The sequence below is a fragment of the Bradyrhizobium sp. USDA 3240 genome, from assembly GCF_054063295.1.
The window spans coordinates 566023-586108 of sequence record NZ_JBSSGD010000002.1 but is presented as its reverse complement, the minus strand read 5'-3'; the positions used below and the strand labels follow the sequence as shown (position 1 = coordinate 586108).

Genomic DNA, 20086 nt, shown 5'->3' with positions numbered 1-20086 from the left:
AGCGTCAAGGCTAAGCGCGTAGGCTAAACGCAGGAGACAATCGCTGGCGCGTGAGGATGTTCCGCGCCAGTGTTGCAACCTGTTCATGCGGGAACCGCCGATTCCCTGGAGCGCTTTCGCGCGAAGTGGATACCGGTTCGCGCGAAGAAAACGCGCTAAAACAAGAGTCCAGAGCCTCGTTCCTGTTCAATCAGAACAGGATAGGCTCTAGGTTCCGAACCTGTTCCATGAGGCCTCTTCGATGTGGACCATGCCGCCCACCGATTCGGTGCTGCACGTGCTCTCGTTCATTGCCGTTGCGGCGCAATCGATGACGGCGGCGCTGGCGGCCGGCAGGCGCAGCATGGATTGGGCCGGGGTCTGCATGCTGGGAGCGATCACCGCGCTCGGCGGCGGCACCATCCGCGACGTGCTGCTCGGGCATTATCCGCTGCTCTGGGTCGCGCATCCGATCTACCTTGCGATCGCGGCGGCCGGCGCCTTCGCCACCATCCTGCTGGCGCGGCTGGTACACCGGCTCAATCTCGCATTCCTGGTGCTCGATGCGATCGGGCTCGTGGTGTTCACCATGGCCGGCTGCGACGTGGCCTGGCAGGTCGACGCCTCGCTGCCGATCGTGATCGTCTCCGGCATGATCACCGGCTGCGCCGGCGGCGTGCTGCGCGACATCCTCTGCAATGATGTGCCGCTGCTGTTTCGCAGCGAGCTCTACGCCAGCGTCTCGGTGGTGACCGGGCTGTTCTATGCGACCGCCTTCGGGCTGCAGCTCAACGACTGGCTCTGGACCGGGCTGACATTCGTGCTCGGCCTGACGTTCCGGATGTTGGCGATCCGCTACAAATGGGAGATGCCGAAATTCGTGTTCAGCGGCGAGGATCGCTGATCAGCTATTTCGCCGTCCGCGCCCTTATTTCGCCGTCCGCGCCTTGGCGACCTCGTCCGCCGTCACGGCCGGCGCCGCATTGCCCCAGGAATTTCGGATGTAGGTCGCGACGTCGGCGACCTCCTGGTCGGTGAGTTTTGGATAGGCCGGCATCGAGCCTGCGTTGGGTGCGCGCGGCGTGGTCAAGGTCTGCGCGCCGTCGAGGATGATGCGCAGCGTGCTCGCAGGACTAGCTGATTGCAAATTGGTATTGCCGGGCAGCGGCGGATAGATCCGTGGCGCGCCGGAGCCATCGAGCTCATGGCAGGCAACGCAGGCGCCACGATAGATCCGCGCGCCATTGCTCATCTGCGCCGGCGAGGGCGGGGTGACCCGCGGCTCCGGCGCGCCGGCGGGCAGGCTCTTCAGATAGACCGCGATCGCGCGCACGTCGGCGTCGCTCATCTTCGAGGTCGAATTGACCACCACCTCGGACATCAACGGGCCGGCATGGCTGTGCCCGTTGCGGCCGCTCTGCAGGTATTCGGCGATGTCGCCGGCGCTCCATGATTTCAGCCCGCTGCGCTCGGCGCCGTCGAGCCGCGGCGCGAACATGCCCTGCACCATGCTGCCACTGAGCGCCTGGTCGCGTCTGTCGGCGCCGAACGCATTCTTCGGCGTATGGCAGGCGCCGCAATGGGCGAGGGCCTCGACAAGGTAGCGGCCGCGATTCCATTCCGCGGTCTTGCTCTGGTCCGGCTGGATGATCCCCGGCGTGAAGAACAGGGCGTTCCAGCCGCGCATCAGCACGCGGTAGTTCAACGGCCAGCGCAGCTCGGGCGACGGCGCCTTGTTGCTGACCGGCGCGAGCGTCGCGAGATAGGCGCGGATCGCCAGGATGTCGTCGCGGATCAGCTTGGTGAAAGACGGGTAGGGGAAGGCAGGGTAGTAATGCGCCCCGTTCGGCGAGACGCCCATCCGCAGCGCGCGCAGGAAATCGTCGTCGCTCCAGCCGCCGATGCCGGTATCGCGATCGGGGGTCAGGTTCGGCGAGAACTCCGCACCGAACGGCGTGTCGATCCGCTTGCCGCCGGCGAACGGCATGGCCGTATCGGCCGTGTGGCAGCTCGCGCAGTCGCCTGCAATCGTGAGCGCCTTGCCGCGGGCGACAATGTGGTCGTCGGTTGGCGCGGCCGTGCATTCGCGGGCCGCGAACGCACTGCACAACAGCATACTGGCCAGAATCGCACCGATCGTTCGATGTCGTCGCCGCATCCAATCACCTTCCGGTCCACAGGACGCGTTACGCCATTTCGCCGCGGGCCTGTCCAGCGACAGAAACCGAAACGGCGCTGCAATATTCCCGGCACGAAGTTGCGATTTTTGAGCGACGGGCTCGGTCGCCCAGAATTGTGCTGCGCGGGCCGGAATATCCGACATAGACTGGTTCTAACAAGTTCGGATGACTAGCTAAAAAGCAGGCGTCGCGACCAGCGCAAAGAGGGCTAAATGGGAATCAACCAAGGGCCTATCAGCCTCGACCAGAAATACACCCAGGGCACCGGTCACGTCTTCATGACCGGCATCCAGGCGCTGGTCCGCCTGCCCATGGCGCAGATCAGACGCGACCGCGCCGCAGGCCTCAACACGGCAGGCTTCATCTCCGGCTATCGCGGATCCCCCCTCGGCGGCTATGACCAGCAGCTGTTCGCCGCCCGCAAGCATCTCGAACAGTACAACATAAAATTCCAGCCCGGCGTGAACGAGGACCTGGCGGCCACCGCGATCTGGGGCTCGCAGCAGCTCGCTTTGTCGCCGGGCGCCAAATATGATGGCGCGGTCGGCATCTGGTACGGCAAGGGCCCCGGCGTCGACCGCTGCGGCGACGTCTTCCGCCATGGCAATGCGGCGGGCTCCGCCAAGAACGGCGGCGTGCTCTGCCTTGCCGGCGACGACCACGGCGCAAAGTCCTCCACCGTCCCGCATCAGTCCGACCACGCCTTCATCTCCGCACTGATGCCCTACCTCTACCCCTCCAGCATCCATGAAATGATCGAGATGGGCCTCCTGGGTATCGCGATGTCGCGCTACTCCGGGTGCTGGGTCGGCATGAAGGTGATCACCGAGACGGTCGAGACCACGGCCGAGATCGACCTCACCGACGAGATGACGCCGTTCATCATCCCGGCCGATTTCGAATTGCCGCCAGGCGGGCTGAACATCCGCTGGCCCGACGACCGCTTCGAGCAGGATCGCCGGCTGCAGGACTACAAGGGCTTTGCCGCGATCGCCTTTGCCCGCGCCAACAAGGTCAACCGTATCACCATGGATTCGCCGAACGCGCGCTACGGCATCATGGCCTCGGGCAAAAGCTATGAGGACATCCGCCAGGCGCTGCGCGAGCTCGGCATCACGCCCGAGATCGCCGCCAAGATCGGCATTCGTCTCTACAAGATCGGCATGCCCTGGCCGCTGGAGCCGGAAGGCGTACGCAATTTCGCGGTCGGCCTCGAGGAGATCTTCATCGTCGAGGAGCGCCGCGAAATCGTCGAGAACCAGGTCAAGCAGGAGCTGTTCAACTGGCGCGACGACGTGCGCCCGCGCATCGTCGGCAAGATGGACGATCACGACAAGCGCTTCCTGACCTTCGCCGCTGAGCTCAGCGTGGCCTCGCTTGCAAGCTCGCTCACCGAACGGCTGCTTCGACTTAATCTCAATCCTGAAATCGCCGAGATGCTGCGCGCCAAGGCCGACTGGTTCAACGGCCGCCAGTCGTCGCAGATGCAGGCGACGGCACCGGTCAGCCGCACGCCGTATTTCTGCTCGGGCTGCCCGCACAACACCTCGACCAAGGTGCCGGAAGGCAGCCGCGCGCTCGGCGGCATCGGCTGCCACTTCATGGCGCTGTGGATGAACCGCTCGACCGAGACCTTCACCCATATGGGCGGTGAGGGCGTGCCGTGGGTCGGCATCGCGCCGTTCACCAACGAGAACCACATCTTCGCCAATCTCGGCGACGGGACTTATTTCCACTCCGGCATTCTGGCGATCCGTCAATCGATCGCTTCCAAGGCCAACATCACCTACAAGATCCTCTACAACGACGCCGTCGCTATGACCGGCGGCCAGCGCCACGATGGCGACCTGTCGCCACAGCAGATCACCTTCCAGCTCCACGCCGAGGGCATTCGCGAGATCTACCTGGTCTCGGAAAACCCGGGTTCTTATCCGGCCGACACCATCGCGCCCGGCGTCAAGCTGTTCCATCGCGATGAGCTCGAGAACGTCCAGAAGATGTGCCGCGACACCAAGGGCACGTCGGCGATCGTGTTCGTGCAGACCTGCGCCGCGGAAAAGCGCCGTCGCCGCAAGCGCGGCCTGATGGAGGATCCGGCGCGCCGCGTGCTGATCAATCCGGCCGTCTGCGAAGGCTGCGGCGACTGCTCAGTGCAGTCGAACTGTATCTCGGTCGAGCCGCTCGAGACCGAATTGGGGCGCAAGCGCACCATCAACCAGTCGACCTGCAACAAGGACTATTCCTGCGTAAAGGGCTTCTGCCCGTCCTTCGTCACGGTCGACGGCGGCACGCTCAAGCGTCGCGCGCCGACCGAGCTCGGCGATATCGGCGCCTTGCCGGAGCCGGCCTCGAAGCCCGCGCTCGACCGGCCCTACAACATCGCGGTCGGCGGCGTCGGCGGCACCGGCGTGCTGACGATCGGCGCGCTGCTCGGCATGGCCGCGCATATCGAAGGCAAGGCCTCGATGATCCTCGACATGTCCGGCCTCGCGCAGAAGGGCGGCGCGGTGTTGAGCCATGTCCGGCTCTCCGAGCACACCGCCGACGTGACTTGCTCGCGCATCGTGACCGGCACCGCCGATCTCGTCCTCGCGGCCGACGAGGTCGTCGCGGTCTCGAAGGAAACGATCACGCTGTGCGAGCCGAGCCGCACCGTCGGCATCATCAACAGCCACATCATCCCGACCGCGGATTTCATCCTCAACCGCGATTTCAATTTCCAGAGCCGCAAGGTCAACAGCGTGCTGGAGACCGAGCTGCGCAAGGACTCCGCCTTCTTCGACTTCACCAAGCCGGCCGAAGCGCTGCTCGGTGACTCCATCGCCACCAACATCATGATGATGGGCTTTGCCTATCAGCGCGGGCTGCTGCCGCTGTCGGCGGAATCGATCCAGCAGGCGATCGAGGTCAACGGCGTCTCGATCAAGATGAACACGCAGGCGTTCCAGCTCGGGCGCCTGGCCGCGGCCGATCCGGCGCGGCTTGCCGCGATGATGAAGGGGCAGGATGACGACGTAGCCCCGGTCAAGTCGCTGGATGCGATGTCGCTCGACGAGATCATCACCCATCGCATGGACCTTCTGACCGGCTATCAGAACGCACGTTTGGCAAAGCGCTACCGCAAGCTGGTCGACCAGGTGCGCGAGGCCGCCACCAAGGGCGGCTATGGCGAGGCGCTGCCGCGCGCGGTGGCGATCAACTACGCCAAGCTGCTCGCCTACAAGGACGAGTATGAGGTGGCGCGGCTGTTCACCGACGGCCATTTCGAGAAGCAGCTGCGCGATCAGTTCGAGGGCGACTTCAAGTTCAACTTCAATCTCGCACCGCCGATTCTCGGCGGCGGGCTCGACGCGCAGGGCCGTCCGAAGAAGCGCGCCTTCGGTTCGTGGATGATGTCCGCCTTCAGGGTAATGGCGCGATTCCGCTTCCTGCGCGGCACACCGCTCGACATCTTCGGCTACAACGCCGACCGCAAGCTCGAGCGCGACCTGATCGCGGGCTACGAGAAGGATGTCGCGACGGTGTTAAGCCTGCTGTCGCCGCTCAATCACGACATCGCGGTCGAATTGCTGTCGCTGCCCGACCGCATCCGCGGCTACGGCCCGGTGAAGGACAAGGCGATCAAGGAGGCAAAGGTTCGCTACGCGCAACTCGCCGCCGACCTCGCCAACCCGCCGCCCGCGCCGCGGCAGATGGCGGCGGAGTAGTGTAGCCACATATTCAGCGTCGTCCCGGGCAAGCGAAGCGCGACCCGGGACCCATAACCACCGCATTTCATTGTTACGCGATGCTGGCGCCACAGCTGATCTCGCAACGCAGCCCTGTGGTTATGGGTCCCGGCCTTTGCCGTGACGACGTCTGTTTTGCGGCGCGCACATTGTGCGCGCGTGACAGTCTCGCCTGACGGAATATTTCCGCGCTTGCCAAGGTCGCGCCGTCGGTTCAGAAAAACGCTGGAGCGAGAAACGCCAGCGGAGAGCGATTTGACCATCAAGGGCAAGGCCTACATTGCCGGGATCTACGAGCATCCCACCCGGCATGCACCCGATAAATCAACAGCACAGCTGCACGCCGAGGTCGCCAAGGGTGCGATCGAGGATGCCGGGCTCACCAAGGACGACATCGATGGCTATTTCTGCGCCGGCGACGCGCCGGGCGGGCTGTGGCCGATGGTCGATTATCTCGGCCTCAACACCAAGAAGCTGCGTCACGTCGACTCTACCGAGACCGGTGGCTGTTCCTATCTGATCCATCTCGGCCACGCCGCCGAGGCGATCGCCGCGGGCAAATGCTCGGTCGCGCTGGTTACGCTGGCAGGCAAGCCGCGCACCGGCCCGATGCCGCCGCGCGCCTCCGGCGCCGAGGCCGACTTCGAACTGGCTTACGGGGCTACCACGCACAATGCCTATGGCATGTGTGCCATGCGCCATATGCACGACTATGGCACCACCTCCGAGCAGCTCGCCTGGATCAAGGTCGCGGCCTCGCATCACGCGCAATACAATCCGCATGCGATGCTGAAGGAGGTCGTCACCGTCGAGGACGTCTTGAACTCGCCGATGATCTCGGACCCGCTGCACCGGATGGACTGCTGCGTCGTCACCGACGGCGGCGGCGCGATGATCGTCACGACGCCGGAGATCGCCAGGAGCCTGAAGAAGCCGCTGGTGCGCCTGATCGGTCATGGCGAGGCGATGAAGGGCCCGCGCGGCGGCAAGGATCTCGATCTGACCTATTCCGCCGGCGTGTGGTCCGGTCCGCGTGCTTTTGAGGAAGCGGGCGTGACGCCGAAGGACATCAAATACGCCTCGATCTATGACAGCTTCACCATCACCGTGCTGATGCAGCTCGAAGACCTCGGCTTTTGCAAGAAGGGCGAGGGCGGCAAGTTCGTTGCCGACGGCAATCTGATCTCGGGCGTCGGCAAGCTGCCGTTCAACACCGACGGCGGCGGCCTGTGCAGCAACCATCCCGTCAATCGCGGCGGCATGACGAAGATCCTCGAGGCGGTGCGCCAGTTGCGCGGCGAGGCGCATCCGAAGGTGCAGGTGCAGAACTGCGACCTCGCGATCGCCCACGGCACCGGCGGTCTGCTCGGCGTTCGCCACGCCGCCTCAACCTGCATTCTGGAGCGTGCGTGATGTCTGAAGCGAAGAAGTACAATGCCCCGGTGACCAATCCGGAGACCGCGCCGTTCTGGGAAGCGGCGAAGGCGGGCAAGTTCATGATCAAGCGCTGCACCACCTGCGGCGAAGCGCACTACTTCCCGCGCGCGATCTGCCCGTTCTGCTTCTCCGACAAGACGGTGTGGGAGGAGTCGAGCGGCGAGGCCACGGTCTACACCTACAGCCTGATGCGGAAGTCGCCGACCGGTCCGTATGCGATCGCCTATGTGACGCTGAAGGAAGGTCCGTCGCTGCAGACCAACATCGTCGATTGCGATCTGGAGCAGGTGAAGATCGGCCAGAAGGTCAAGGTGGTGTGGAAGCCGACCGACGGCGCGCCGCTGCCGTTCTTCACGCCGGCGTAAATACCTTCTCCCTTTGTGGGAGAAGGTGGCGGCCGAAGGCCGCCGGATGAGGGGTTCTTTCCGCGAACGATAGTCTCTCTGCGGCGCGAACCCCTCACCGAAGCGAGTTTGTGACGACTGCCGGTGCGGCCCTCTCCCGCAAGGGGAGAGGGCGCATCAATTGGCAGCGCAAAGCGAGAAAAGAGTTCGGGGAGAAACAACAATGCCAATCGTGTACGAACAGCTGATGGCCCTGAAGAATCTCGGCCAGAAATACAGCTACAGCGATCGCGACGTGATGCTCTACGCCTATGGCATTGGGCTCGGCGCCGATCCGATGGACGAGAAGGAGCTCGCCTTCGTCAATGAGGGCGTGCTGACGCCGCGCCCGCTCAGGGTGGTGCCGACCTTCGCCTCGGTCGCCGCCTGGGGCGCCGGCCCCGGCGAGATGAACCTCAACCGCGTGATGGTGGTCGACGGCGAGCGCGACATCACCTTCCACAAGCCGTTCGCGACTGCCGCCCACATCACGGCCGACTCGACCGTGCTCGACGTGTTCGACAAGGGCAAGGACAAGGGCGCGGTGATCCGCCACCAGACCGTGCTCAAGGACGAGAAGGGCGACAAGCTCGCCACGCTGGTCGCCTCGCGCTTTGCCCGGGGCGATGGCGGCTTCGGTGGTCCGTCCGATGGCCAGCCCGAGCCGCACAAGGTGCCGGAGCGTGCGCCCGACAAGGTGGTCGACATCACCACGCGGCCCGATCAGGCGCTGATCTATCGGCTCTGCGGCGACCGCAACCCGCTGCACTCCGATCCGGAATTTGCGAAGAAAGCCGGTTTCCCGCGGCCGATCCTGCACGGCATGTGCACTTACGGCATCACCTGCCGCGGCGTGCTGCAGACCTACGCCGATTACGATCCGTCCGCCTTCAAGCAGCATTCGGCGCGGTTCTCCTCACCGGTGTTTCCGGGCGAGACCGTGACCATGGAGCTGTGGAAGGACGGCAACGTGGTGTCGTTCGAGGCCAAGGTGAAGTCGCGCGGCGTCACCGTGATCAAGAGCGGCAAGACGGTGCTGGCTTAATACTCCGTCATTCCCGGATGGTCCGAAGGACCAGACCCGGAATCTCGAGATTCCGGGTTCGCGCTGCGCGCGCCCCGGAATGACGGCAACAAAAAAGGGAGAAACGACCATGGGATTACTCGACGGCAAGGTGGCGCTGATCACGGGCGCCGGCGGCGGACTTGGTGAGGCCTACGCAAAGCTGTTTGCGCGCGAGGGCGCAGCCGTGGTGGTCAACGATCTCGGCGGTCCGCGCGACGGCTCGGGCTCCGACAAGTCGATGGCCGACAAGGTGGTCGACGCGATCAAGGCCGAGGGCGGCCGTGCGGTCGCCAACGGTGCCGACATCTCGACCCTGGCCGGCGGCCAGTCGGTGTTCGACGACGCCATCAAGCATTTCGGCCGCGCCGACATCCTGGTCAACAATGCCGGCATCCTGCTCGACGAGACCTTCCACAAGGCCAAGGAAGCCAACTGGGACAGGGTGATGAAGGTGCATCTGAAGGGCACCTTCTGTTGCACCCAGCCGGTGTTCAAATGGATGCGCGACAATGGCGGCGGCGTCATCGTCAACACCTCCTCGACCTCGGGCCTGATCGGCAATTTCGGCCAGACCAATTACGGCGCGGCCAAGGGCGGCATCTGGGGCCTCTCCAACGTGCTGGCGATCGAAGGCCGCAAGTACAACATCCGGATCTGGACGCTGGCGCCGGGCGCGCTGACCCGCATGACCGCAGACCTGCCGCGCTACAAGGAGAATCCGGGTGCGGCGCTCGGACCTGACGGCATCGCGCCGGCCGTGCTCTACATGGTCAGCGATCTGTCGGGCGACCAGACGGGCAAGGTGCTCGGCGTCTCGGGCCCGCGCGGCGTGCGCGAGATGCGGATGATGGAAATGGAGGGCTGGAAGCCGCCCTTTACCGGCTGGAAAGCCGAGGACATCGCCACCCACGCCAAGGAGATCTTCTTCTCCGAGGACCAGATCAAGATGGGCGCGCGGCGGTTCTGATGCTACCTGTCGTTCCGGGGCGTCCGAAGGACGAACCCGGAACCTCGAGATTCCCCGGTGCGCAATTGCGCACCTGAGGTTCGATGCTAGCGCATCGCCCCGGAATGACGGACCAGAGGATAGACCCGCCCATGACCAAACTCACCGCCCAGGCCGCAGGAACCTTCGCGATCGCGCCGACCCCGTTCCACGACGACGGCCGCATCGACGAGGCATCGATCGACCGGCTGACCGATTTCTACACCGAGGTCGGCTGTGACGGTGTCACGGTGCTGGGCATCCTGGGTGAGGCGCCGAAGCTCGATGCCGCGGAGGCGGAGCAAGTCGCGCTGCGCTTCGTCAAGCGCGCCAAGAAATTGCAGGTGATCGTCGGCGTCTCGGCGCCCGGCTTTGCCACGATGCGCTCGCTGGCGAAGAAGTCGATGGATGCGGGCGCCGCCGGCGTCATGATCGCGCCGCCGCCGCATCTGCGCACCGACGACCAGATCACAGGTTATTTCAAGCAGGCGCAGGAAGCGATCGGCGACGATATTCCCTGGGTGCTGCAGGACTATCCGCTGACGCTCACCGTTGTGTTCACGCCCGCCGTGATCCGCAAGATCGTAATGGACTCGCCGTCCTGCGTGATGCTCAAGCACGAGGACTGGCCGGGCCTGGAGAAGATCTCCACCTTGCGCAACTTCCAGAAGGACGGCTCGCTGCGGCCGCTGTCGATCCTGGTCGGCAATGGCGGCCTGTTCCTCGATTTCGAGATGGAGCGCGGCGCTGACGGCGCGATGACCGGCTATGCCTTCCCCGAACTCCTGATCGACGTCGTCAATTTGTCCAAGGCCGGCAAGCGCGATGCCGCGCATGATTTGTTCGACGCGCATCTGCCGCTGATCCGCTACGAGCAGCAGCCGGGCGTTGGTCTCACCGTGCGCAAATACGTGCTGCAGAAGCGCGGCATCATCTCCTCCAGCGCCCAGCGCAAGCCCGGTGCGGTGATTACGCCGCAGGCGAGGGCGGAGGTCGACTATCTGCTCTCCCGCGTGGCGCGCGTCGATCGTCGCGCCAATCTGCAACCGCAATCCAGTGCAGCAGGATAATTATGACCGAGATCGTTGCCCCGCGCCTTGCTTCGACCGTGCTGCTGCTGCGTGACGGAGCGTCGTCCGAAATCGAAGTCTTCATGATGGTCCGCCATCACCAGATCGAGTTCAACTCGGGCGCACTGGTGTTTCCGGGCGGCAGTGTCGACAAGAACGACAAGGAGATCGCTGCCGATCCCGCGCTCTACTCCGGCGGGGAAGGGCTCGACGGCGACGCGCTCGGTTTCCGGATCGCGGCGATCCGCGAAACCTTCGAGGAGAGCGGCATCCTGCTGGCGCGCCCCCGGGTGGTCGAAGGATCTGGTCGACGCCGGGCGCGCGAACGACATCGCGACCGCGCATCGTGCGGCGCTGAACGAAGGCAAGATCAGCTTCCTCAAGGTGCTCACGGACAATGGCATGGTGCTCGCGCTCGACGAACTCGTGCCGTATGCGCACTGGATCACGCCGGAAGGCATGCCGAAGCGCTTCGACACCTGGTTCTTTCTGGCTGCAGCGCCGCCCGAGCAGCTCGGCGCCCATGACGGCAAGGAATCGACCGATTCGATCTGGGTGTCGACGCGCGAGGCGCTGGAGGGTGGCGAGAGCGGCCGCTTCAAGCTGCCGTTCCCGACCACGCGCAACCTGATCAGGCTCGGCAAGCAGCCGAACGTCGCTGCCGCACTCGCCGACAGCAAGGGCAAGCCGATCGTCGCCGTGATGCCCGTGATGACCAAGACCGCCACCGGCCGCCAGCTCCGCATCCCCAAGGAAGCTGGCTACGACGGCGAGGTGTTCGACGTCGGCGCGATGGGGTAGTCCCGTCGGTCATCCGTCGCCCTCTCTACACTTCGGTCTCTATCGAAGTATCGCCACCGGAAGCTCGCTATAAACACGTCGGTCACCGCGCTGGGCCAATTGCCCGGCGCAAAAGGAGCCGACGTGCAAGCATCCTTCGAAACGCCAAAATCCGACGAAATCCATCTGACATTGCCGGGCAGTGACGAGACGCTGCTGCTGCGGCACTGGCCGGGCGTGGGCGATCCCGTGCTTTACGTTCACGGTGCGACGTTCCCGTCGTCGCTGTCGGTCGGCTACCGCTTTGGCGGAAAATCCTGGGCGGATGATCTCCAAGCCGGTGGTTTCGACGTCTGGGGTTTTGATTTCGTCGGCTTCGGCGGCTCGAGCAGGCCGCGGCAGATGGCGGCGCTCGCGGCAGGCGTCGCGCCGCTCGGCCGCGCGCCGGAAGCCGCCGTTCAAGTCAGCGCGGTGGTCGATCACATCCGCAAGGCGCGCGCCGGTGCGCCGGTTCACATCGTCGCGCATTCATGGGGCACGATGGCGGCCGGCCGTTTTGCGGCCGATCGTCCGGAAGCCGTCGGCCGCCTCGTGCTGTTCGGACCGATCGTCCGACGGGAGCTGCGCGGCTTGCCGCTTCCCGAGAGTATCGGCGCATGGCGCGAGGTCACCATCGCGGATCAATTGAAGCGATTTGTCGAGGACGTCCCGCTGTCGCACCCTTCGGTGCTGATCGAACCTGACCTCGCCGAGTGGGGGCCGGCCTATCTGGCAAGCGATGCCGGCGCGACCGGACGCAACCCGCCGGCGGTCCGGATTCCGAACGGGCCGCAGGCCGACATCATCGCCGCGATGTCGGGGCGGCTCGCCTACGATCCGCGTCGCGTCCAGGCTCCGACACTGATCGTGCGCGGTGAATGGGACAACCTTTGCCAGGATGCCGACGCAGCCTGGCTGATAAATGCGCTGGGCGCCTCGACGAAGGCCGATCTCGTCGTGCCGAGGGCAACGCATCTGATGCATCTTGAACACGGGCGGGAAGGCTTGTTTGCGGCGACTGCCGGTTGGCTCGCAGGGAGCGCATCGTGAGCGGCCCCGCGACTTGCGACGCGCGCCAACCCAACATGGGCTTCGAGCTGGCGCTGCTGCTCGTGCTCGCCACCCTCTGGGGCGGCTCCTACACCTTCATCAAGCTCGGCGTCGCGACCATCCCGCCGATCACGCTGATCGCGGCGCGCACTGCGATCGCGGGGCTCCTGCTGCTCGTCATCATGCGGATGCGCGGCGTGACCATGCCGACCGACGGCGCGACCTGGCGCCGCTTCATCTTCCAGGCCTGCCTCAACAGCGTGATCCCGTGGACGCTGATCGCCTGGGGCGAGCGCTTCGTCGATGCCGGGCTCGCAACCATCCTCAATTCGGCCTCGCCGATCTTCACCTTCCTGTTCACGGCCGCGATCACCCGCCATGAGGCGGCGAGCCCGCGCAAGCTGGTCGGCGTGATTGCCGGCATGGCCGGCATCTGCCTGATCGTCGGTGTCGATGCGTTCCGCGATCTCGGGGAGGGTATCATGGCCGAGGTCGCGATCGTCGTGGCCACGATCTGCTACGCCTGCGCCGCGATCTTCAGCCGCGGTTTCAAGGGGCTCGATCCGATGGCGCCGGCCGCGGGCTCGCTGATCGCGGGCGCCGCGGTCCTGATTCCGCTCAGCCTCGTTGTCGAGCGGCCCTGGACGCTGACGCCATCGACCAGCTCGCTCGCCGCCTTGCTGGCGCTTGCGGTGTTCTCGACCGCGATCGCGTTCGTGATCTACTTCCGCCTGATCCAGACCCTGGGCTCGGTCGGCACCACCGCGCAGGCCTATCTGCGGGTGCCGATCGGGGTTGCGCTCAGCGTCGTTTTTCTGGGCGAGCGACTGAGCCCGACGGCATGGCTCGGGCTCGCCTGCGTCGTGATCGGCGTCGCCGCGATGACAATTCCTGCGCGAAGGATCACCACGGCCTGAAGTTTCGTCTCCCGAAACCGGCGCCTTGCTGGCGTCGGCCAATCCCTGCATCCTGTCCACAACAAGATGACAAGCGGGAAACCGGACGATGCTGCGGCGGATCAACCTCATTGCCGGTACATGCCTGGCGCTGCTGGCGCTGGCGGGCGTGGGACGCGCGCAGGATTTCCCGAACCGGCCGATCCGCATCGTCATTCCCTATGCGCCCGGCAGCGTCGCCGACGTCTTCGCGCGCATCGTCGCGCAGGACATGCAGGAGCAGTGGAAGGGCACCATCGTCGTCGAGGCCAAGTCCGGCGCCAACGGCTCGATCGCGGCCGAGGAGGTCGCGCGGTCCGCGCCCGACGGCTATACGTGGCTGCTGGTGACGACGTTCTTCACCGCAAGCCCGGCGCTGAACACCCAGCTGCGCTGGGATCCGGTCAAGGATTTCGAGCCGGTCGGGCAGATATGTCTCGCCCCGAACTTCTTCATCGTGCCGATGTCGTTGCCGGTGAAGTCCGTTGCCGACTATGTCGCGCTCGCCAAGGCCAAGCCGGGCACGCTGAACTACAGCCATCCCGGCAAGGGCTCGACCGGCCATCTCGGCTTCGAGCTGTTCAAGCGGTTGGCCGGGATCGACGTCACCGCGATCGGCTACCGCGGCTATCCGCAGATGGTGCCTGATATCGCGAGCGGCCTGATCACCTCGAGCTTCCTGTCGGCGAACCAGGCGCTGGCCCAGGTGCAATCCGGCAGCATCAGGATCATCGCGTCGATCAGCGACGGCCGCTCCAAGTATTTCCCCGATGTGCCGACCATGGCCGAGCAGGGCTTTGCCGAGGCACAGGTGACGCCGTGGTTCGGCTTCGTGGTGCCGGCAGGCACCCCGCAGCCGGTGGTCGAACGCATCAGCGCGGCGCTGGAAACGGCGCTGGCCTCCGCGGAGGTGCGCAAGAAGCTCGACGTGGCCGGCTGCGACGCCAGGAGCGCGCCGCTCAAGCGCTTCGCCGAGATCATCAAGGTCGACGTCGCGATCTGGGCAAGGGTGGTCAAGGAGGCCGGCATCCCGCCGGACTAGGCCGACGTTAACCTTTGCCGGAATCGGCCGCCGGCGGGTCCCGGGTGATACAGGTCACACCGCCGGCCGGCCCGGGCTTCAGCATGTTTCCCCAAAGCCCGTAAATTCCCGTATATTGGGGCGCATTGGACCCCGGCCTTGATGACATGACCGCTGAATTGCCGCCGAATTCGCAAGCGCCGCGTGCGTTCTCCCTCTCCATTGGCCAGCTCACGTTCGGCAGCTTCCTGCTGGTGCTGGCTGTGATCATCATCACGTCCACGGCCAGCGTGATCGCGATCCGGCACATCGACACGACCTTCGCCGAGCTGCAGCGGCTGCAAAGCGTCGGCGACATCGCCGAGGACATCGACCGTCGCACCAACGAGCTGCGACTGGCGGCGCGGGACTTCGTCACCGAGCCCGGCAACCAGTCGGCCCAGGTCGCAGAGGCGGCCCAGTCGCTGAGCGAGATCCTGAAGAAGACCCGGATCGAGCTGGCGCCCGAGCAGCAGGACATGATCGACGGCGTCACCCAGCGGCTGGCAACCTATCGCAGCGGGATCGAGCGCATCTCGGCGTTGCTCAGCCGCCGCGCGGAGATCGTCGCCGGGCTGCCGCCGCTGCGCGACGCCTTCGACAAGGCGGTCGCCGTCAGCAATGATGCGGCGCTGGCCAAAGCGCTGTCGCAGGCCCAGAGCCGCATTGCCACCGCGCTCCTGGCGCACAACACGTCAGCGGCCGAGCAGGCCGCGCAAAGCATGCGGGCGATGATCATCGCCGACCCCACCCTTCGCAGCACGGTCGACAATTATGCCGAGGCGATCAGCGCGATTTCGGTGCGCGAGGGCCAGATCGCCGACATCGACCGCGAGGTGCTCGGCGCCGAAGGCCGCCTGATCCAGAAGGTCACCGAGCTGTTGCGCGAGCTCAGCTCTCGCCGCGGCCATGTGCTGTCGCGCGATTTTGCGCGCACGCTGGCCGAAGCAAAATGGCAGAGCATCGTGCTCGGCACGGCAGGGGTGCTGATCGGCCTGTTCGCCTCGGTGCTGGTGGTTCGCCGCACCGTTCGCCCGCTTGCCAGGATCGCCGGGTCGATCCGCAAGGTCGCGGGCGGCGAGAAGAGCGCGTTCATTCCGGGCGCCGACCTCGACAACGAGATCGGCGACATCGCGCGCGCCGCCGAAGTGTTCCGCCAGACCCTGGTCGACGCCGACAGCGCGCGCGAGGCCGCACTGCGCGCGCTCGCCGAGCAGCGGCTCGCCGAGGAGAGCTACCACAAGCTGTTCGAAGCGTCGGTCGACGGCATCTACGTCACGACGCCGGGCGGCGCGCTGCTCAACGCCAATCCGGCGCTGGCGCGGATGATGGGCTATGCCACGCCGCAGGACCTGATCAACGGCATCGGCGACATCGCCTCCACCGTCTATGTCGATGCGGCGGCGCGCCAGCAATACCAGCAGCTGATGCAGCGCGACGGCACGGTCCGTGACTACGAGTATCAGGTGCGCTCGCGCGACGGCACCGCGCTGTGGCTGTCCGATTCCGCGACCGTCGTGCGCAACGACGAGGGCGAGGTGATTCGCTACGAGGGCACGGTGCGCGACATCACCGACCAGAAGCGCGCCGAGGATGCCATCGCCGAAGGCCGCCGGCTGTTGCAGATGGTCATCGACACGGTGCCCGCCGTCATCAACGTCAAGGAACGCAACCTGCGCTACGTGCTGATGAACCGCTATATGGCGGGCATCTTCGGCATCGAGCCGCAGGACGCGATCGGTCAGACCACTGCCGAGCTGATGTCGCGCTATGGCGCAGCCAAGACCGACGAGAACGACAAGCGCGTCCTGTCGGCGCGCCGCGAGCTTGGCTTCTATGAAGAAGAGTACAAGGACGCAGCCGGCAACATGCGGCAATGGCTCGTCAACAAGCTGCCGATCCTCGACGCGCAGGGCGACATCGAGAACATCGTCACGGTCGCGCTCGACATCGGCGAGCGCAAGCGGTCCGAACAGGAGATGCGCAAGGCGAGGGATTCCGCCGAGGCTGCGCTGCGCAATCTGCGGGAAACCCAGAATTCGCTGATCGAGGCCGAGAAACTCGCCGCGCTCGGCCGCCTGGTCGCCGGTGTCGCCCATGAGGTCAACAATCCCGTCGGCATCAGCCTCACGGTGGCGTCCGCGCTGGAGCGCAAGACCGCGAACTTCGCGACCCAGGTCGAGCGCGGCGACTTGCGCCGCTCGAGCCTCAACGACTTCCTGAACACGGCGCGGGATGCCTCCTCGCAGCTCGTCGCCAATCTGAACCGCGCCGCCGAGCTGATCCAGTCGTTCAAGCAGGTCGCCGCCGACCGCAACTATTCGGACCAGCGCACCTTCGATCTCGGCGATCTCACCGAGCAGGTGGTGATGAGTCTGCGGCCCGGTCTGCGCAAGCACAATCTGACGCTCAACGTCGATTGCGAGCCGAACCTGATCATGAATTCCTATCCCGGACCGTATGGCCAGGTGCTGACCAATCTGTTCCTCAACGCGGTCGCGCATGCGTTCCCGGACGGCAAGGCCGGCGAGGTCGAGATCCAGGTCCACGCCTCCGGCGGCGACAATGTCGAGGTGATCTTCGCCGACAATGGCTGCGGCATGAGCCTCGACGTGCGCCGCCGCGCCTTCGATCCGTTCTTCACGACGCGGCGCGACCAGGGCGGCACCGGGCTCGGCCTGCACATCGTCTACAGCATCATCACCAACCGCCTCGGCGGCCGGCTCTCGCTCGAGTCCGCGCCCGGCAACGGCACCCGCATCCAGATGATCCTGCCGCGCGTCGCACCGCTGGAGCAGGCCGCGGAGTAGAGCGCGCGCGATTGCCTGTCCGTCTCGTGCTCTGACCCCGCCATCCTGAGGCGCGAGCGGAGCGAGCCTCGAGGGGTGAACGGCCCCGCTGGTGGCCGTCGACCCTTCGAGACGGCCGCGTTGCGGCCTCCTCAGGGTGACGGGTTGGATTTTCGAGTGCGCGAGAAGGCCATCAATATTCGATCGGCATCGATCGATGCCCGAACGGCATTGGACCGTCAGCGACAACGCTCCTACGGCTCGCTCAGCCGACCCGGCGATCAACGGACGGTGCGGGCAGGGAGGACAACATGATTTCACGGCGCAATCTGATGGCCGGCATCGGCGCGGGCGTGGCGAGCGCGGCGGCCAACCGCGCCATGGCGCAGTCGTTCCCGTTCAAGCCCAACCAGCGCTACCCGGATCCGGCCGTCGAGATCCTCGATCCGGCTTTTGCCAAGTACCGGCTCTACAGCTCTACGCTGGAGCAGGTCGCCACCGGCATGCGTTGGGCGGAAGGGCCGGCCTATTTCCCCGAAGGCGGCTACCTGCTGTTCAGCGACATCCCCAACAACCGCATCATGAAGTACAGCGAGAAGGATGGCAGCCTCAGCGTCTTCCGCAGCCCCGCCAATTTCGCCAACGGCAACACCCGCGACCGCCAGGGGCGGCTCGTCACCTGCGAGCACTCGGTGACGCGGCGGATCACGCGCACCGAGAAGAACGGCAAGATCACCGTGCTGGCCGACAGTTTCGAGGGCAAGCGCCTCAATGCGCCAAACGACATCATGGTGAAGTCCGACGACACGATCTGGTTCTCCGATCCGGTGTTCGGCATCGCCGGCGAGTGGGAGGGCTTCAAGGCCAAGCGCGAGCAGGACAACACCAACGTGTTCCGGATAGGCACCGACGGAAAGCTGACCGCCGTCATCACCGATCTGGTCAATCCGAACGGGCTCGCCTTCTCGCCGGACGAGAAGAAGCTCTACGTCGTCGAGTGGAAGGGCACGCCGAACCGCAGCATCTGGAGCTACGACGTCAATGCCGATGGCACCGTCGGCAACAAGACCAAGCTGATCGACGCCGCCGATCAGGGATCGCTCGACGGCTTCCGCGTCGACCGCGACGGCAATCTGTGGTGCGGCTGGGGCAGCAACGGCGCGCTGCAATCGGAGCCTGTCGAGACGGGCGGCCGCAAGGTCTATCAGCTCAAGGGCAAACCTGAGGATCTCGACGGCGTCATGGTGTTCAGCCCGCAGGGCAAGCCGCTCGGTTTCATCCGCCTGCCGGAGCGCTGCGAGAACCTGACCTTCGGTGGACCCAAGAACAACCGCTTGTACATGGCATCATGCCATTCGATCTACGCACTCTATGTCGAGGCGCACGGCGCGACTTGATACGTCGCGAGAGAGAGCTAGTGGGGGAGAACTCCAAGCGCATTGCGGCTCCGTCACCGTCATCCTTGTAAGTCTCGAATCGCCGGATCGGATAGAGTGTCCGGTGCGGTAGCGGACGGGAGACCGCTTCATCCCAGGGCTTTGAAGCCCGATCCTCAGCGCGGCGCCCGTCCGTTGTTCCATTGAACCCGAACAGTCGCGAGGGCCGCCTGGCGAGCCCGGTTGCGCAAGGAGGGGTGCAGATGGACGCGATCTACGTTGGCATTGATGTGTCGAAGGACCGGCTGGACGTGCATGTGCGTCCGAGCGGGGAAGCCTTTGCCGTGGCGCGTGACGGCAAAGGCTTGGAAGAGCTCGTTGCGCGCTTGCAGGTGATCTCGCCAGCGCTGATTGCGGTGGAGGCAACCGGCGGCTTCGAGACCATCGTCGCTGCTGCGCTGGCGGGCGCTCAGCTGCCGCTGGTGGTGGTCAATCCGGCCCAGATCCGGCACTTCGCGCAGGCGGTTGGTCAGCGTGCCAAGACGGACCCGATCGATGCGGCAGTCATCGCGCGGTTTGTCGAGGCCGTAAAGCCGGAGCCACGTGCCATGCCGGATCAGGAAGCCCGGCTGCTGGCTGAACTGGTCAGTCGCCGACGGCAGATCATCGAGATGATCGTTGCCGAGCGTCAGCGCGAGAAGCGGGCCGAGAATGTCCGCGTCCGCAAGAGCCTTGCCCGCCATATCAAGGTCCTCGAGAAGGAGCTGCCGGAGATCGACAACGACATCGACACGCTGGTGCGCGGCTCGCCAGTCTGGCGCGCCAAGGAGGAACTGCTGGTCAGCTTTCCTGGCGTGAGCAACACCCTCGCGCGGACCTTCCTTGCCGAGGTGCCGGAGCTCGGCGCACTCAATCGGCGCCAGATCGCGAGCCTCGCCGGTCTTGCCCCGTTCACCCGCCAGTCGGGCCGCTGGAAGGGCAAGAGCATGATCGGCGGCGGAAGAGCCAAGCTGCGCGCCGGGCTCTACATGGCCGCTCTGTCGGCCAGCCGATACCATCCGCAGCTCAAGGTCTTCTATCGGCGCCTGGTGACCGCTGGTAAGCCCAAGATGGTCGCCCTCATCGCCGTTGCGCGCAAAGTTCTCACCACCCTCAACGCCATGCTCAGGGACCAAAAACCATGGCAACCCGCTTGACGAAGAACACAGTCGCTGAGGAGCCGCGAAGCG

Annotated in this window: 14 protein-coding genes and 1 pseudogene; 14 read left to right on the top strand and 1 reads right to left on the bottom strand. The window is 65.4% G+C overall.

What is annotated here, in order from left to right:
* Window positions 1-241 precede the first annotated feature (241 nt).
* Window positions 242-883, top strand: coding sequence for a trimeric intracellular cation channel family protein (locus tag ACVIGA_RS03355; RefSeq protein WP_223967390.1), 642 nt, complete (start codon window positions 242-244; stop codon window positions 881-883).
* A 24-nt stretch (window positions 884-907) separates the two neighbouring features.
* Here the strand turns inward: ACVIGA_RS03355 and ACVIGA_RS03350 are convergent, their stop codons facing one another.
* Window positions 908-2095 (bottom strand): c-type cytochrome, encoded by a 1188-nt coding sequence (locus tag ACVIGA_RS03350; RefSeq protein ID WP_456665289.1) that lies wholly within the window; start codon window positions 2093-2095, stop codon window positions 908-910.
* Window positions 2096-2371: 276 nt separating this feature from the next.
* Here ACVIGA_RS03350 and ACVIGA_RS03345 point away from each other — a divergent pair, with 276 nt between their 5' ends.
* The 13 genes and pseudogenes from ACVIGA_RS03345 (at window position 2372) to ACVIGA_RS03285 (ending at window position 20053) form a co-directional block, all read left to right on the top strand.
* Window positions 2372-5866 (top strand): indolepyruvate ferredoxin oxidoreductase family protein, encoded by a 3495-nt coding sequence (locus ACVIGA_RS03345; RefSeq protein WP_456665288.1) that lies wholly within the window; start codon window positions 2372-2374, stop codon window positions 5864-5866.
* Window positions 5867-6142: 276 nt separating this feature from the next.
* Window positions 6143-7300, top strand: coding sequence for a thiolase domain-containing protein (locus ACVIGA_RS03340; protein WP_092114942.1), 1158 nt, complete (start codon window positions 6143-6145; stop codon window positions 7298-7300).
* On the top strand, window positions 7300-7689 hold the full coding sequence (locus tag ACVIGA_RS03335; RefSeq protein WP_194460885.1) for a Zn-ribbon domain-containing OB-fold protein: 390 nt from the start codon (window positions 7300-7302) through the stop codon (window positions 7687-7689). Before ACVIGA_RS03340 ends, ACVIGA_RS03335 begins: the two co-directional genes overlap by 1 nt.
* 202 nt (window positions 7690-7891) lie before the next feature.
* On the top strand, window positions 7892-8752 hold the full coding sequence (locus ACVIGA_RS03330) for a MaoC/PaaZ C-terminal domain-containing protein (protein ID WP_456665287.1): 861 nt from the start codon (window positions 7892-7894) through the stop codon (window positions 8750-8752).
* A gap of 109 nt (window positions 8753-8861) precedes the next feature.
* Window positions 8862-9740 carry an SDR family oxidoreductase gene (locus ACVIGA_RS03325; protein ID WP_456665286.1) on the top strand — a complete coding sequence of 293 codons (879 nt, stop codon included), beginning with the start codon at window positions 8862-8864 and terminating at the stop codon, window positions 9738-9740.
* Between the two features lie 131 nt (window positions 9741-9871).
* Window positions 9872-10828 carry a dihydrodipicolinate synthase family protein gene (locus tag ACVIGA_RS03320; RefSeq protein WP_223967397.1) on the top strand — a complete coding sequence of 319 codons (957 nt, stop codon included), beginning with the start codon at window positions 9872-9874 and terminating at the stop codon, window positions 10826-10828.
* 2 nt (window positions 10829-10830) lie between these two features.
* Window positions 10831-11629 (top strand): annotated as a pseudogene (locus tag ACVIGA_RS03315) (NUDIX hydrolase).
* Between the two features lie 123 nt (window positions 11630-11752).
* Window positions 11753-12697: an alpha/beta hydrolase gene (locus ACVIGA_RS03310; protein WP_456665285.1), complete on the top strand. Its 945-nt coding sequence runs from the start codon at window positions 11753-11755 to the stop codon at window positions 12695-12697.
* Between the two features lie 35 nt (window positions 12698-12732).
* Window positions 12733-13614 (top strand): DMT family transporter, encoded by an 882-nt coding sequence (locus ACVIGA_RS03305; RefSeq protein ID WP_456670727.1) that lies wholly within the window; start codon window positions 12733-12735, stop codon window positions 13612-13614.
* 88 nt (window positions 13615-13702) lie between these two features.
* The gene (locus ACVIGA_RS03300) at window positions 13703-14674 is read left to right on the top strand and encodes a Bug family tripartite tricarboxylate transporter substrate binding protein (RefSeq protein ID WP_456665284.1); all 972 of its coding nucleotides are present in this window, start codon (window positions 13703-13705) and stop codon (window positions 14672-14674) included.
* A gap of 146 nt (window positions 14675-14820) precedes the next feature.
* Window positions 14821-17502: a PAS domain S-box protein gene (locus ACVIGA_RS03295; protein WP_456665283.1), complete on the top strand. Its 2682-nt coding sequence runs from the start codon at window positions 14821-14823 to the stop codon at window positions 17500-17502.
* Window positions 17503-17792: 290 nt separating this feature from the next.
* Complete coding sequence (locus ACVIGA_RS03290; RefSeq protein WP_456665282.1) at window positions 17793-18878, top strand: SMP-30/gluconolactonase/LRE family protein; 1086 nt, start codon at window positions 17793-17795, stop codon at window positions 18876-18878.
* Window positions 18879-19120: 242 nt separating this feature from the next.
* Complete coding sequence (locus tag ACVIGA_RS03285) at window positions 19121-20053, top strand: IS110 family RNA-guided transposase (RefSeq protein ID WP_375777642.1); 933 nt, start codon at window positions 19121-19123, stop codon at window positions 20051-20053.
* Window positions 20054-20086 lie beyond the last annotated feature (33 nt).